General features: G+C 42.8%; 13 protein-coding genes. 11 read left to right on the forward strand and 2 right to left on the reverse strand.

Going from position 1 to position 15,469, the window contains the following annotated elements:
* Positions 1–66 precede the first annotated feature (66 nt).
* The 3 genes from MKX41_RS01485 (at position 67) to MKX41_RS01495 (ending at position 4,152) form a co-directional block, all read left to right on the forward strand.
* The gene (locus tag MKX41_RS01485) at positions 67–1,962 is read left to right on the forward strand and encodes a PrkA family serine protein kinase (RefSeq protein ID WP_042186251.1); all 1,896 of its coding nucleotides are present in this window, start codon (positions 67–69) and stop codon (positions 1,960–1,962) included.
* A gap of 444 nt (positions 1,963–2,406) precedes the next feature.
* Positions 2,407–3,333, forward strand: a complete 927-nt coding sequence (locus MKX41_RS01490) for an AraC family transcriptional regulator (RefSeq protein ID WP_231573406.1) — start codon at positions 2,407–2,409, stop codon at positions 3,331–3,333.
* Positions 3,334–3,720: 387 nt separating this feature from the next.
* Positions 3,721–4,152: a GNAT family N-acetyltransferase gene (locus tag MKX41_RS01495; protein WP_340968321.1), complete on the forward strand. Its 432-nt coding sequence runs from the start codon at positions 3,721–3,723 to the stop codon at positions 4,150–4,152.
* 91 nt (positions 4,153–4,243) lie between these two features.
* Here the strand turns inward: MKX41_RS01495 and MKX41_RS01500 are convergent, their stop codons facing one another.
* On the reverse strand, positions 4,244–5,635 hold the full coding sequence (locus MKX41_RS01500; protein ID WP_340968322.1) for a SpoVR family protein: 1,392 nt from the start codon (positions 5,633–5,635) through the stop codon (positions 4,244–4,246).
* A 318-nt stretch (positions 5,636–5,953) separates the two neighbouring features.
* Between MKX41_RS01500 and MKX41_RS01505 the strand changes: the two genes are divergently transcribed.
* The 8 genes from MKX41_RS01505 (at position 5,954) to MKX41_RS01540 (ending at position 14,416) form a co-directional block, all read left to right on the forward strand.
* Positions 5,954–6,895, forward strand: a complete 942-nt coding sequence (locus tag MKX41_RS01505; RefSeq protein WP_340968323.1) for an ROK family protein — start codon at positions 5,954–5,956, stop codon at positions 6,893–6,895.
* Positions 6,896–7,074: 179 nt separating this feature from the next.
* Entirely contained in the window at positions 7,075–7,836 is a 762-nt protein-coding gene (locus MKX41_RS01510; RefSeq protein WP_042186303.1) for a CPBP family intramembrane glutamic endopeptidase, read from the forward strand.
* A 247-nt stretch (positions 7,837–8,083) separates the two neighbouring features.
* Entirely contained in the window at positions 8,084–8,917 is an 834-nt protein-coding gene (locus tag MKX41_RS01515; protein WP_340968324.1) for a DUF4362 domain-containing protein, read from the forward strand.
* A 280-nt stretch (positions 8,918–9,197) separates the two neighbouring features.
* Complete coding sequence (locus MKX41_RS01520; RefSeq protein WP_076284202.1) at positions 9,198–9,911, forward strand: response regulator transcription factor; 714 nt, start codon at positions 9,198–9,200, stop codon at positions 9,909–9,911.
* Positions 9,911–10,846 carry a sensor histidine kinase gene (locus MKX41_RS01525; protein ID WP_339269857.1) on the forward strand — a complete coding sequence of 312 codons (936 nt, stop codon included), beginning with the start codon at positions 9,911–9,913 and terminating at the stop codon, positions 10,844–10,846. The genes MKX41_RS01520 and MKX41_RS01525 overlap by 1 nt, the downstream gene beginning before the upstream one ends.
* 117 nt (positions 10,847–10,963) lie before the next feature.
* Positions 10,964–11,884, forward strand: a complete 921-nt coding sequence (locus MKX41_RS01530) for an ABC transporter ATP-binding protein (RefSeq protein ID WP_339269859.1) — start codon at positions 10,964–10,966, stop codon at positions 11,882–11,884.
* Positions 11,868–12,569, forward strand: coding sequence for an ABC transporter permease (locus MKX41_RS01535; RefSeq protein ID WP_339246370.1), 702 nt, complete (start codon positions 11,868–11,870; stop codon positions 12,567–12,569). Before MKX41_RS01530 ends, MKX41_RS01535 begins: the two co-directional genes overlap by 17 nt.
* 206 nt (positions 12,570–12,775) lie before the next feature.
* Entirely contained in the window at positions 12,776–14,416 is a 1,641-nt protein-coding gene (locus MKX41_RS01540; protein WP_340968326.1) for a PAS domain-containing sensor histidine kinase, read from the forward strand.
* 60 nt (positions 14,417–14,476) lie between these two features.
* Here MKX41_RS01540 and MKX41_RS01545 read toward each other — a convergent pair whose 3' ends face one another.
* On the reverse strand, positions 14,477–15,328 hold the full coding sequence (locus MKX41_RS01545; RefSeq protein ID WP_340968327.1) for a DegV family protein: 852 nt from the start codon (positions 15,326–15,328) through the stop codon (positions 14,477–14,479).
* Between the last annotated feature and the right edge of the window lie 141 nt (positions 15,329–15,469).

Genomic DNA, 15,469 nt, shown 5'->3' on the forward strand with positions numbered 1-15,469 from the left:
AGGTATGTAATACACTTTTTAACGCTATAGGAGAGCAAGTAGGAGCGCAAGAGGAGGCAGCGAGCAATGGATATTTTTGAGCGAATAGCTTCGTATCGGGCTGAGAACGACCGTTTGGCGTGGAGCGGGACCTTCAAGCAATATATAGAACTTTTGAAAAAAGACCCCTCTCCCGCAAAAACCGCTCACTCCCGCGTTTATGACATGATCAAGTCGCATGGCGTAGAGGACATAAACGGACGCAAACGTTATAAGTTTTTTGAACAAGAGATTTTTGGACTTGATCGTGCAGTCGAAAAGTTAGTGGAGGAGTATTTTCACTCTGCAGCACGCCGGCTAGATGTTCGTAAACGGATTCTGTTATTGATGGGACCTGTCAGTGGGGGGAAATCGACCCTAGTCACGCTGTTAAAAAGAGGTTTGGAACAATACTCGCGGACGGATGCGGGTGCGGTATATGCGGTTGAGGGCTGCCCGATGCATGAGGATCCACTACATTTGATCCCCCTGGAGCTTCGTCCAGAGATTGAAAAAGAACTCGGTGTGCGTATTGAGGGCAACTTGTGCCCATCCTGCCAGATGCGGCTGAGAAATGATTATGCGGGAGATATTGAGCAGGTTAAAGTGGCTCGTGTCATTTTGTCAGAAGAAGAGCGGGTAGGGATTGGTACTTTTAGTCCATCCGATCCGAAGTCGCAAGATATCGCCGATTTGACAGGAAGTATCGACTTTTCGACCATTACTGAATTTGGTTCGGAATCCGATCCACGCGCTTACCGTTTTGACGGAGAGCTGAACAAAGCTAACCGTGGGCTGATGGAATTTCAAGAAATGCTCAAATGCGACGAAAAGTTTCTATGGAATCTGCTGTCACTGACGCAAGAAGGAAATTTCAAGGCTGGCCGGTTCGCGCTGATCAGTGCGGATGAAATGATCATAGCTCACACCAATGAAACTGAGTATAAGTCGTTTATTTCTAATAAAAAGAATGAAGCGCTCCAGTCCCGTATGATTGTGATGCCTGTTCCGTATAACCTCAGAGTATCGGAAGAGGAAAAAATCTACGCGAAGTTGATCGCCCAGAGTGATATGAACCATGTGCATATTGCGCCGCATGCGCTGCGTGCCGCTGCTATTTTCTCGATCCTGACCCGTCTGAAAGAAAGTAAAAAACAAGGCATGGATCTGATCAAAAAGCTTCGCATGTATGATGGTGAAGAGGTCGAAGGCTACAAAGAAGCAGATCTCAAGGAGATGCAAACGGAGTATTTGGATGAAGGCATGTCTGGAATAGATCCGCGGTATGTTATCAACCGGATTTCCAGTGCTTTGATCAAAGGTGATCTGCAGTGCATGAACGCACTGGATGTGTTGCGTGCAATTAAAGACGGCCTGGATCAGCATCCATCGATTACAAAAGAGGAGCGGGAGCGTTATTTGAACTTCATCTCCATTGCCCGCAAAGAATATGACATTTTAGCTAAAAGCGAAGTGCAAAAGGCCTTCGTCTACTCCTTTGAGGAGTCCGCCAAGACATTATTTGAGAATTATCTCGATAATATCGAAGCCTTCTGCAATTGGTCCAAAATCCGCGATCCGCTGACGGATGAGGAGATGGAGCCGGATGAGCGGTTAATGCGTTCGATTGAAGAGCAAATCGGTATCTCTGAGAATGCGAAAAAAGCGTTCCGGGAAGAGATCCTGATCCGGATTTCCGCGTATTCACGCAAAGGGAAGAAATTCGAGTACAACAACCACGACCGCCTACGGGAAGCGATTGAGAAGAAGCTATTCACAGATCTCAAAGATATCGTCAAAATCACCACCTCGTCCAAAACGCCGGATGAAAGTCAGCTTAAACGGATCAATGAGGTGTGCGCTAGACTTATTGATGGGCATCACTATTGCCCAATTTGCGCTAATGAGCTGCTGAAGTATGTGGGCAGTCTGCTTAATCGGTAAAAGAATACAAGTAAATTTGCGGACCACCATTTGGTGGTCTTTTTTTATGTGATAGATATTTTTTACGTGTATCAATACGTGAGATTGTGTGGAATTAGGCTTTGGTCGCGCATCCGAAAAGTAATGCATGAACCATGAAAAGTAGCAGGGGGAGCCGCCCTTACAGGAAAAAACTGCAAATGTACATTATTATATATGGCAAAGCTCTTTAAATTAGTAATTCCTGCAAATCTGCAGTTTTTTTGCGGTGTAAGTCACTTTCAAACCCCAAGTAGGGAAAATTCCTGTATTTTTGCAGCTTTTGAGCTAGATGAGGACGATATCAATGTAAAAAGCTGCACATTTGCAGGTTTTCATGACAGCTAACTAAAGAAAGTGTTAGATCATACAACATCATACAGCTCAGCAAAACAGGAACAATCCTCCTCGCTTGCAGTTGATATAATGAAATCACCGTACGGGGGAAGGCTGGTGCTGCACTTGAATTACAGTAAAGATATAGAGAAATGTGTTGAATATATTGAAGCTCATATCAAAGAAAATATAACAGTGGAAGAAATAGCCGCTGAGGTTGGATATTCGGTGTATCATTTTTGCCGAGTGTTCAGCTTATGCAAGGAAATGTCCGTGATGGAATATGTGCGGAGCCGGAAATTATCTTTAGCGTCCATTGAATTGTTTGCCGGTAGAAGAATCATTGATATTGCGCTGGACTATGGTTTTGAGACACAAAGTGGATTCACTAAGGCCTTTCGCAAGGCTTTTGGCTATAGCCCGACACAGTATGCCGCACGAATGGACGGATTTACTAAAGGAAAAACACTAATTGAAATCGGAGGTTTTATAATGAACCCTGTTATTGTTCGCAAGCCTGCATTTAAGGTCGCTGGGTATGGGATCCAAACTAATGTTGCTGGAAGTATGTACACCAAGGATATTGCATCTTTTTGGAGTCATTATGAGGGTGAGAATCTGGAGTCCAAAATGTATAAAATACTAAACCCGCCTAAACACGGAGAAGTCGGCTTATGTATTCCTTCCTCAGATAATGGTAATGCGACTTATCTTCTAGGTGTTATTGTAGAGGACTACTCCAAGGTGGAAGATGATATGTTGACGATGGATGTGCCAGAAGCCGAATATGCTGTGTTCACAACGCCGCCAGTGGATACATCAACGGATACAGAGCAAATACAGTTTGCACAGGTTATAAAAAGCACATGGAAGTATATCTTCGAAGAATGGTTTAAGGATAGTGGCTACGATTATGATGATAGTAAACTGGATTTCGAATTCTATGATGAACGCTGCCACTCGCGTCCGGATACGGTGATGGAGATTTATGTTCCTGTGAAAAAATCGACCGAATGATTTGAACGAAATAATAAAGCAAAGGGAAAGGCTCCTCGGTGATGCAGTAACTACGGGAATGTTTGGACTTTCGGTCGCTGTTGTCTCCAGATGTTCTTGATTTTTACCGCTTATGCGGATAACATCCGAAGACAAAGGCGAGCGCTACGCTCCTACAGTTCCAAACTTCCCTACGTTACTTTCACCTCTGCAGCATTTGCCATGTTCTAATTATTCAGTCGATACGGGGTGTCGACGTAAGAAGGTCCGCAGCGGGTTACACGCTGCGGGCTTTCTCATTTATTGTAGCTAAAATGAATTGATTAGGACATGATTGACGCTTATCCCCTCCCGTAGTCTAATAGATTAAATAGACGTGTAACTTGATAATCCCGGGGAGTGAAACAGATGATTAGAGAAGCAAAAGTAGAGGACTGGAAAGACATATCCGAATTATTAGAGCAGTTGGGTTATCCAGAGACAGAAGCATTCATGCAAGAAAAAATAGAAAAGCTAGTCCTGCATCCGGATGAGGAATTATTAGTTTTCGAGGAAGATCATAAAGTAGTCGCTTGCATTTCCATGCATTACATACCTCAATTAGGGCTCACAGGGGATACTGCAATTATAAGTTATCTTGTGGTAAGTAATGCCATTAGGAGCAAGGGAATTGGACGGATGCTTGAGGAATATTGCACTGATTTAGCTAGAAAAAGAAACTGTGACCGAATTCAAGTTCATTGCCACTCCAGAAGATCTGATGCGCATAGATTTTATGCCCGACAAGGATTTACTGAGGCTCCGAAATATTTTTCAAAGATGTTAAATGAATCCGAATAATCAATAGACCAAATAAAGAGCGGCAGACCAGGGACGTACTACGCGTCCAGTTCTGCCGCTTTGTTTTTCAAGTTATAGAGCCTTATTCTCTTTAAATAAACTTCCGCTGCACCTTTTTGCCATCATACGAGAACCGCGCCTTTTTGTCCTCCACGACGGTCTGCAGATGAACGGTGCGCCCCCATAATGAGTAGATATGCGGGAGTGTGCGCTCCAGGTACTTCAGGTCCAGCTCGATACTTTCATAGCGGTGGGTGATAAATAACTCGCCATTCTTCTCGAAGTCGGCATCCTCTATGACCAAGTAAGGTGACCCTCCATTGACTCGAGCGAGTACCAGTTGATCCCGTACGTTTTCCCATGCTTTGTCGGTGATTTTCCATTCCGGCCCTTTTTTCTCAAAAACATAAAGATCGAGGTCGTTCACCAGTTCTTTGGACAGATAGCTGCGGATAAAAGAAGTATCAGACTCCAACTCGCGAACCTCAAATATTTTCTCGCGGTCCCAGCGGCGTTCGATGTCTTCGAAGATTTTTAGACCAAGATAGTATGGATTCAGGCTTTGCCGTGAAGGCTGCACGACGGAGGAATTTAGTTTAGCGTATTCTACGGTTTCTTCTTCGGTCAGATCCAGTTCACGGACGATGCGCTGATGCCAGTACGAAGCCCAGCCTTCGTTCATGATCTTCGTCTCCATTTGTGGCCAGAAGTAGAGCATTTCATCATGAAGCATCGTCATAATATCGCGCTGCCAATCCTCCAAGACGGTGGAATATTGCTGGATGAACCAGACAATATCTTTTTCCGGCTCAGGTGGGAACGCACGATTTCCGGATGATGCTTCCTGTGGTCCAGAATTGCTCTTGTCTAGATTCCATAACTCGTCGTACGGATTAGCTGGTTTGGAGCCACCCGGAGGGGCATCCTTGAGTTCTTTCATTTTGGCTTCCAGCAGATGGGTCTTACCTAGCTTACGCGGCTGAATCAGGCTGGGATCTATATGCTCTTGAATGGCCAGCACGGAATCGATGAAGCGCTCCACTGCATCGGTACCGTAGGTTACTGAATAACCGGCGATCCGATCCGCTGTAGCCGACATGCTCTCGACCATATCCCGGTTGGACATGGAGAAACGCATGTTATTTTTGAAAAAATCGCAGTGCGCCAGCACGTGAGCTACGATCAGCTTGTTCTGAATCAGCGAGTTTCCGTCGAGCAGGAAAGCATAACAAGGGTTGGAGTTAATGACGAGCTCGTATATTTTACTCAGCCCGAAATCGTATTGGGATTTCATTTTGTGAAATGTTTTTCCGAAGCTCCAATGACCAAATCTTGTCGGCATTCCATAAGCACCGAATGTATAAATAATATCGGCAGGGCATATTTCATATCGCATGGGATAAAAATCCAAGCCGAAGCCAGTAGCTATTTCCGTAATTTCAGCAATCGCCCGCTCCAACGCATTAATTTCTTCGCTTGGCATGATTCTGTGCTCCTTCCTATAATTCTGTAGATCCAACCTGAATAAACCCTCACGAAATGGGGTTTGGCTTCATATAGATGGGTCGATCAATGTAGTTCATATTATGTATATGGGTAGGGGAGGGGCAATATGACGGGAGGGAGAATCCGTTATATATCTTTATGATTTTCTCAAGGTGATTCGTAAGTAGCTTGCAGTTATCAAAATACCATCATATTAATTATCGTGGAGAATTATTAATTCAATAGAACAATAGAATGGTTATGGCGCACGAGTAGTGAAAGCTGGCGTATCCAAGGTCTGGGATGTGAGTCTCCTTTGAAGCCTAAAGTCGTGATCGCTTTAGACGTGGGAGGAACCTTTATTAAGTCTGGTTTGGTCGTGGATGGAGATTTGCTACAGGCTAGCTGCAAGCAACATCCTTCCTTCGCTGACCAAGATGCCGATGTGATTATAGACCAATTTATTTCTATATTAGAAGATCAATATCAGTTCTATTCCGTTACACTAGGGAAATCCTCAGACTGTACTTGGCGCATCGGTCTCGCCTTTCCCGGGCCCTTTGATTACCAGCAAGGTATCTGTTATATTCAGGGGCTTAGTAAATATGAGGCGTTGTATGGTAAGAATATACGAGAAGTATTATATACCCGGTTCAATACCTTACAACATAAGGAATGGGCGAAGCACCTGCTGCAGGCAGATATTCGATTTGAGAATGATGCGAAGCTGTTTGCCTTAGGCGTAAGCAGATTATTTCCAAATGAAAGATATATTTCATTAACTTTAGGGACAGGGTTAGGCTCCGCATTTATTGATCGTGTATTGATCCTGAACGAAGGACCAGGGGTTCCCGAGGACGGTTGGCTTTTTGATAAACCTTTCCTGGAGAGCACCATAGATAACGCCTTCTCACGTCGCGGAATTCTTCGCCTGGCTGAGCAGATGGGAGCTCTAGAAAAAGGAATGGACGTGAAGGAACTCGCAGAACAAGCAAGAAACGGGAATAGCTTGTGCTGCAAGGTGTTTGAAGAATTCGGTACACGATTGGCTAGGATGCTAAAGTCCTATGTTATAGACTATCAGCCAAACCGCATCGTTATTGGCGGACAGATTGCCAAGAGCATCGATTTATTTAGTCCCGCCCTCCAGAAGGGATTGGCTGATTCATCTATTGGTATATTTACTTCAGAAAATGTGTTCGAACACACGCTTATCGGAATATCGAGATTATTTGACGATTCCTTAGGATTCAATTGATAATTCAAAGATAACCAGTTACCGATCGATGTCGGTGACTGGTTATTTTTATGCTCCATCTTTGGCCAGAAATTGAGCATTTCATCAGGGATTATAAATGAACTTGTCGGTTCATTTATAGTTCATATTCCAGTGATAGGATTCACAGTATAATAATAAGCGTTGGAAGGTCGTGCAACATGACAAAAGTAAAACAAACCGTTGATTATCCTTTGTATAATGGACAGCCGTATTTCATGCCTATTGGCAAATGGGTAGTGATCCTTGCAAGTATCGTTGTAGGCTATTTAACAATGACAGTAGAGATTCCTTTTCTGCCTAATGAAGTGCAGAGCAAGATTGCTCCGTTTCTATTCACGCTGTTTCCGTTAATCGCATTAGTGTGGGCAACCAAAGGGAAGTTAGGAATTCTCTTCAAAAAGCCTGAAGTAAGTCATGTATTATACGGGATTTTATTCTTTATTATTAATTTCATCGTAACGTTGGGGGTAGCTGCGCTGCTTTCATCGATGGGAGCTGTAACAGTAAATGCGGTGCTAGGTCATGGGGATACCCTTTCAACAGGTGAGAAGCTCTGGACATTGTTCTTCTCAGGATTTCAATTAATTGGCGAGGAATTGTTAACGATCTTGCCATTCCTGGCGATTATGCAGCTTTGCTTTATTGGCTTTAAAATGTCACGCAAGGCGTCCGTGTTTATTGCATTAATCGTAACAGCGCTCATTTTTGGTGCACTACACTTAAAAACGTACAATTTTAATTTTGCTCAGGCCATTCTGGGAATCGGAATCGCTCGAATTATTCTAACGCTTGCTTACATGAAAACAAAGAATATCTGGACATCGATCATTGCACATATTTTAAATGACTGGGCAATATTTGGGACTAGTATGTTAGGTGGCGCAGTAGCAGCACCGTTCCTGATGCATTTCTTGCATTAAGAGCCGGAGAATTTCCGTAGACTCACAAAGAGGTTAAGCATATAGTGCGATAGATATTGAGGAGATTTCTGAGGTACAAAAGCACAGCTGATTGGATATCCAATCAGCTTTTTTTGCTATCTAGTTTAAATTCCTATCAATCTCTCTATCATCAGATATCCCTCTGAAGGGATACCCAGCCCCCGTTATTATTGGTATACTTTAACAAATGATTCTACTTATGGAGTGTTTAAGGAGGTTATGATCGATGAGATCGAGCGGTATTCTTCTGATTTTTATAGCGCTTATAGTAACCGGTTGCTTTAACCAGCCATCCAATGGAGAAGACAAATTCACAACTACCATTAATGAACAAGAAGATGTGATAAACAGCCATGGAATGATTGTTAAGAATCTTAAGAAGCTGGATGCTTTTATCCAAAATAAAGCGGGTAAGCAGCGTGTGGTTCATTACACAATTGAGGGTGATCCGATCTTTAATGACTTGAAATATACTGACCAAGGGATTGAAATGCGGCATGATAATTCCGAAGATACGTTTGGTAGTCCCCAAATAACCACATACACTTGTCAGAACCTTGTTAGAAACGAAACGGATAAACTTCTGTCGTATACCTTAACGGGCTGCGAGGGCGAACAAGCAAAGATCGAGCTGCTACAGATTTCTTTTGACGTCACGAAACAAGATAAGTTTGAGTTTGTTTTAAAATATGGTGTGAACCAAAAGAACGAAATTAATACGATAGAGAAGAAGTTGGTCAAAGATCTCCAGAATGGGGAAGTAGTCGAGGTTAGTGATTTTGAGCTTTCTGAACAGGAACGTGGACAAATCTATAAAGAAATGGTTCTAGCGAATTACTTAGATGAAAAAGAGTTATCTACCGAGTGTAATCGGAAACCTGTTGTAAGTTACGATTTATCGGTTCAGATTAATAGTGGAGAGCGTCATTATCAGTGGACGGAATGCCAGAATACTGAGGATGACGGTCAGATGACTGAACTAGCCCAAGCGATCATTAAGATCGTGCAGGCCGGAAGCATTTATAAGGAACTGCCTGAGGTTAAGGGGCATTATGAATAATTTAAATAAGTTGAACTAAAACATTCTAAAAAGGAAGAGTGGCGGAGGGGGATTTTGGAACTGTAGGAGCGATAGCGTTCGCCTGAAAGCTTTCCGTAGGAAAGCTCGCTCCGGAAGCATAGGCTCACCGGATTTCAACCGTGAAACACGGTATATAATCAAGAAATCTGGGGACAACAGCGACCGGAAGTCCAAACATTCACCGCAGTCATGTTTACCTTAAAGAAATACCTTAAGTTTTTAACTAATTTTTATTCTCAGATCATTGGAGGCAGCATTCATGCACCGAATATTGTTAATTGAAGATGACGAAGCAATTAGTGAAATGGTTAGGTCCTATTTAGTAAAAGAGGGCTATGAAGTGGAAACGGCGTTCGATGGTGAAGTAGCGGAAAGGACATTCCGTACTAGTAATCCTTTTGATCTTGTATTATTAGATCTCATGCTGCCCAAGCGCAGCGGTACTGATATTCTCCAGACGATCCGTGCGACAAGTCTAGTTCCGGTGTTGATCATGTCAGCCAAGGACAGCGATGTGGATAAAGCGCTTGGACTTGGCTTTGGGGCGGATGATTATATTACCAAGCCATTTTCAATGATCGAATTAGCTGCAAGAGTGAAGGCTGCGATTCGAAGAGCGGGTTATGCTACCCCCACCATCCAACCGGAAGCTCCAATTCCTGCGAAGCAAAAAATTTCCATTGGTGGCCTGACTGTAGATTTGGATAATTTCTCTGCGCTAAAGAACGGGGAAGAGGTGAAGTTAACGTCTAAGGAATTTCATATTCTTAAGCTGTTCGTTACGCATCCGGGCAGGGTCTTCACCAAAGCGCAGATTTATGCTAGCGTATGGGCAGATGATTATTTCGGAGATGAGAACGTTATTAATGTACATATGAGAAGATTACGCGAAAAAATAGAAGATGACCCCTCGCATCCAGAGTACATCAAGACGTTGTGGGGGATCGGATATAAGCTGGGAGAGCAGCTATAATGAGCATGGCGCTTAGTGTGGTCATTGTACTCCTGCTCGTCGTCATTGTATGGCAATATCAGCATTCACGTAAAGCTTCCAGAGACCTGAAATATATTCATGACAAGCTAAGTAGCATCATGGCTGAAGGTTCACACGAAAGACTGCTGTTATTCAGTAGTAATGTGGAGCTGCAAAGTGTGCTGATTGATCTAAATCGGCTGCTCGACATTAATCATAAAGGAAGCATTGAGCGCGTGAAGCTGGAGAAGTCCATGCGTAATATGTTGTCGAACATTTCCCACGATCTTAAGACTCCGCTAACGGTAGTACTCGGTTATATTGAGACGATTCAGCAGGATGAACATATGCCAGCCGAAGAACGGGAACGTATGATGAATACGATTCACCAAAAAGCAAATGAAGTGATCCAATTGATGAACAAGTTCTTTGACTTGGCTAAGCTGGAATCAGGGGATCGGGAAATCAATCTTACACGTGTTGAGGCAGGTGAGGTGTGCAGACGTAATATTCTCTCTTTCTATGATATCCTTAGCGCCAAGGGCAGTGAGGTGGAGATAGAAATCCCTGATGACTCGCTTTATTTCATGGGAAACGAAGAGGCGCTTGACCGGATATTGACCAATTTGTTATCGAATGCGATTGCTTACGGGGATGCCGGAGGCGTATTAGGTTTGAAACTCTATAGTGATAAGAACAAAGTATACATAGATGTTTGGGACAGGGGAAAAGGCATTAGTGAAGTTCACCAGGATAAAGTATTCGAACGGCTCTATACACTGGAGGATTCGAGAAATCGATCATATCAAGGGAGTGGTCTGGGTCTGACGATCACCAAAAGATTAACGGAGCAGATGAATGGTACCATTACACTGGTTAGTCAACCGTTTGTGAGAACAGTATTTACCCTTTCTTTTCGTAGATTAAGCTTCTAAAGAATGAAATTGTGTGCAGCTTAAGATTTTTGTAAGAATCGAGTAATAAAAAAGAAAATTCTGCTGTGTACAATAAGAACTAAGGAAGACGAGACGAAAACAAAGGGGAGCACGGAAATGACTACGATACTTCGAACAAGAAATTTAACGAAAACCTACCAAGGCAAAGAAGCCGTTAGCAATGTGAATATGAATATTAAACAAGGTGAAATTTATGGCTTTCTTGGACCGAACGGTGCCGGCAAAACAACGGTCATGAAAATGATCACGAACCTCGTTAAGCCGACGAGTGGCGAGATTGAATTTTTTAATGAAAAAATGACAAATCATTCGTATGAAATGCTCAAACGGATGGGCTGCATCATTGAATATCCAGTGTTCTATGATAAACTCACAGCCAAGGAAAACCTGATCCTGCATGGAGAATACATGGGCTATTATGATCCGCAAGCGATTGGGGAAGCGCTGGAGCTGGTAAAGCTTACGGGTATTGATAAAAAGCCGGTGAAGCAATTTTCGCTTGGGATGAAGCAGCGCCTTGGTATTGCCAGAGCCTTTATGACGAAACCGGAGCTACTCATTCTGGATGAGCCGATTAATGGACTAGACCCTGTGGGAATCAAAGAGATGCGTGAAGTGTTCCGGATGCTTAGCCGTGAATATGGAATGACGTTACTTGTATCTAGTCATATTCTGGGGGAAATCGAGCAGATTGCTGATACTATCGGTGTGATCCGGCAGGGTGCTCTGGTAGAAGAGGTGGCGATGGATTCCATTCGCGGTCAAAATACAGAATATATCGAAGTGGTTACGAATGAGATTAACAAAGCAGTGTACGTGTTGGAGCACAAGCTTGGCCTCAATAACTTCAAAGTACTAGATCATATTACAGTAAGAATTTATGACGGTGGTATCTCACAACGTAATCTGAATAAGGCGTTAGTGCTAGCAGACGTGGAGATTGAGAGCATCAGCAAGAAACAACATACGCTGGAAGATTATTTTTTACAATTGATTGGGGGTGAAGGCGTTGCTTAAATTAATATCTTTGGAGATTCGGAAGAATAAGCTAAAGACTCTTCTTACAGGGGCAGCAATCGTCAATCTCGCTATTCTTGGGTTTATGATTATGGTTTTATTCGTTGATCGAAATGAGAATGAACCGTCGTTCGCTTCTTACGCAGATATGTTTGAAGGTGTGTTCGTTTTTGTTAAGGCTGCTTATATTATTTTCGCTTCCGTTATTATTAGCAAGCTGGTGATTGATGAGTATAAGAACAACACTATTACTCTTCTCTTCATGTACCCTATCTCACGTAAAAAGCTAATGACTGCGAAAATATTGATAGTGTTCGCCTTCACATTTGTTGCCATCATCGTGTCAGACATTGTAGTTGGAGCTATGCTAATAGGATTTAATTCGTTTGTAGGGCTTATCCCGGGTGAGTTAAACCTTCCTATAATCACTTCAGAGCTGATCAAGTTAGGCGCAAACGCATTTTACGCAGCGGGTATTGCTCTGATTCCTTTGTACTTTGGAATGAAGAAAAAATCAGTTCCTGCCACCATCGTCTCGGCGGTGTTAGTTACGTCCCTAATTTCTGGTGGATTTGATCAAGCACGCTTAGGTAATTTAGCGGCGGTGTCGATCTCGCTTGGCTTGATTGGAGCAGGTATTGCCTATATGGCGATTCGCAATATTGACCATAAAGATATAGCCTAAAATATTTATAGAAATCCCTCTTAAGAATCTCAGTACGATGTGTAAGTCATCGTGGTCGGGTTCTAAAGGGGGATTTAGTGTTTATCTGCGACCGATTAAAGTATATTTGCTATAATGGTCAAAATAGAAGAATTTAAAATTTAAGATGATTTCCGCTCATTTTAGGGTAATGATAATGGATGAGAGAGCCTGAGGTGAAATGAATTGTGGATAAAGACTGGACGTCCATTCTAACACGATTGCTTTCGGAAGAGAGCGCTTATAAATCGTTATATGACCATCATCCTAATTTGATATTTGTGTTGGATCGGCAAGGTCACTGCGTAGGAACGAATCGTACGTTCTATCTAGAATCCAGTGCAGAAGCATCGTTCCAAGATATAGGTCTGACAGCACTTAAAAGAATATACCTTGTTGATGTAGCTAGTTTTGAGGCTGCCCTGCAAGGGAATCCCTCTAGCTTTGAATTGCAAGATCTGAACAATCCCAAAGCGGACGTTGTGAAGGGAAACTTTATTCCTATAACGATAGACGAGGGAATTGTTGGGGTATTCGCGATCATACAAGTGGATAACAGCAACTATCATCATTATTCGGAAGGGTTACATGACTGGCTAAACGCATTAGCAGATTCTTTTCATGCTAAATTATCGAATAAGGTAGAACTAGAGTCAAACTTCAAATCTACTTTTGCTGCTGAAGTCGAAGATAAACGAGCGAACCTTATTCTGAACTCCGTCTCAGCTGGAATATTCGTACTAGATAATATAGGGCGAACGCTCTTTATTAACCGTGAGGGAGCAGATATGTTAGGTTACCAGCCTACAGAATTGGTTGGCCTGAAGCTGATGGAATATATTCATCAAATCCAAGGCGATGGCTCACGTTATTCAACCCCTGATTGTCAGATTAGTCTTACAATTGCAGATGGAATTATCCGCAGGAAAGACGATGAGATCTTCTGGCGTAAGGATGGAACCAGCTTTTTTGTCAATTATCGGGTGTCGCCTCTTATGGATGGGGGGATGATCTCAGGAGCAGTTATTGCTTTTAGTGATATCACGAATGCGAAAGAAATCATTCGCGCTAAAGAATCTGCAGAACAGGCGGCGCAAGCCAAATCTGACTTCTTAGCGATGATGAGTCATGAAATTCGGACACCGATGAATGGAATGATAGGGATGTCAGATCTTTTACTTGAAACTGATCTTGGAGAAGAACAGCGGGGGTATGTCGAGATTTTACGAAGCTGTAGTTACACGCTTTTACAGATCTTGAATGACATTCTTGATTTCAGCAAGATGGAAGCGGGTAAAATGCCACTGCAAACCGAATCGTTTGAACTTCGAGAGATGATATCGGACATTATTGATTTATTTACGCCTAAAGCCGAAGAGAAGAAGCTGGCCTTGCGGTGGTGGGCGGATACGAGTGTTCCAACAACGTTACTGGCTGATCCGATCCGTTTGCGACAGATTATTGTCAATCTTGTAGGAAATGCTCTGAAATTCACAGAACATGGGAGCGTAACACTATCGGTTAAGAACATTCCACTTTCGGATTCAAAAGAATATTTATTGGAATTCTCTGTCCGTGATACAGGTGTTGGGATTGCCGATAATAAACTCAATTTATTATTTCAATCCTTCTCACAGCTGCACCCGATCATCAACCGTAAATATGGCGGTACAGGGTTGGGACTCGCTATTTGTAAGCAGCTGGTTGAGCTGATGGGTGGGACAATCTTTGTAGAAAGTGAAGAGAATAAAGGTTCAACATTCCGGTTTATGTTACCCTTCATAAAAAAAGAGGTCGAGATAAATTCAACTTCAAATCAGGAGGGGTAAACGCACAAATCCCCGGTTCATTGACTTACGAAGCAATGACCGGAGATTTGCGTTAGAATATTAATCTTGAAGCATATACATGAGACCTACAGTATGTGGGCCACAATGGCTACCAATAACACAACCTGCGTTGAGGATAGCGATCTCATTCACTTGAGTTTTCTCTCGTATCGCTGTCTCTAGATAGCGAGCATCTTCTTCCGCTAAGGTATGAACAACGATGAGCAGCTCTTTATCCATCCGCTCGACGTTAACCAAGGCGTTCTGGAGCATTTGTTCCACGGCTTTTTCTTTTTTGCCACGAATTTTACTAGTAGGTACGATGCTGCCGTCTACAAGTCTAAGAACAGGACGAATTTTTAGCAGACTACCGATGAAATTCTGCATACCTGAACAGCGTCCACCCATATATAAGTAATCTAGCGTATCTACCACGAATTCTGTTTCTACAAGATTACGACTCTGCTTCAGCATAGCTGCAATCTCAATGGCACTGTAACCTTTTTCAGCGGCTCTGACAGCTTTCATAACGAGAAGAGCGATGCCTCCACATAAGGTCTGTGAATTAATAACCTGTACACGCCCCTCTGGGAATTCCCCAGCAGCCAAAAGTGCATTCTGATATGTAGAGGATAATGATGAGGAGAGACTGATATATACAATATCATCTCCACGGCTAATTACCGGATGAAAAGCGGCGATAAAGTCAGCTGGCGAAGGCGCGGCTGTCTTTGGCAATACTCCGCTTGCTGCGACACGGCGATACACTTCTTCTGGTGTGATATCTTCACCATCTTTGTAGGTTCCTTCTTCAAACACTACGTAAAGGGGAACGATGCCGATATTAAAAGTATCCTTCCAGCCTTGAGGCAAATCGGAAGTGCTGTCTGAAAATATTTTTACAGTAGACATGAATTTCTCCTTCACCGATAATCGGACGACAATAGTCATTATTGAATCACATAATCTATTTATTATACCAAGATTAAGCCGATTCTCAAAATGAAATCGTAGAAATTCTGAAAGAAAGAAAGACTATCCGGAATTCCGAAT

The organism is Paenibacillus sp. FSL R5-0475 (assembly GCF_038004585.1).
Classification (GTDB): Bacteria; Bacillota; Bacilli; order Paenibacillales; family Paenibacillaceae; genus Paenibacillus_AQ.

Excerpts from the sequence above, each read along its gene's own strand:
- MKX41_RS01490 (WP_231573406.1), top strand. The coding sequence starts at position 2,407 with ATGAAATCACCGTACGGGGGAAGGCTGGTGCTGCACTTGAATTACAGT.
- MKX41_RS01545 (WP_340968327.1), bottom strand. The coding sequence starts at position 15,328 with ATGTCTACTGTAAAAATATTTTCAGACAGCACTTCCGATTTGCCTCAA.
- MKX41_RS01520 (WP_076284202.1), top strand. The coding sequence starts at position 9,198 with ATGCACCGAATATTGTTAATTGAAGATGACGAAGCAATTAGTGAAATG.
- MKX41_RS01500 (WP_340968322.1), bottom strand. The coding sequence starts at position 5,635 with ATGCCAAGCGAAGAAATTAATGCGTTGGAGCGGGCGATTGCTGAAATT.
- MKX41_RS01495 (WP_340968321.1), top strand. The coding sequence starts at position 3,721 with ATGATTAGAGAAGCAAAAGTAGAGGACTGGAAAGACATATCCGAATTA.
- MKX41_RS01515 (WP_340968324.1), top strand. The coding sequence starts at position 8,084 with ATGAGATCGAGCGGTATTCTTCTGATTTTTATAGCGCTTATAGTAACC.
- MKX41_RS01530 (WP_339269859.1), top strand. The coding sequence starts at position 10,964 with ATGACTACGATACTTCGAACAAGAAATTTAACGAAAACCTACCAAGGC.
- MKX41_RS01510 (WP_042186303.1), top strand. The coding sequence starts at position 7,075 with ATGACAAAAGTAAAACAAACCGTTGATTATCCTTTGTATAATGGACAG.
- MKX41_RS01485 (WP_042186251.1), top strand. The coding sequence starts at position 67 with ATGGATATTTTTGAGCGAATAGCTTCGTATCGGGCTGAGAACGACCGT.
- MKX41_RS01525 (WP_339269857.1), top strand. The coding sequence starts at position 9,911 with ATGAGCATGGCGCTTAGTGTGGTCATTGTACTCCTGCTCGTCGTCATT.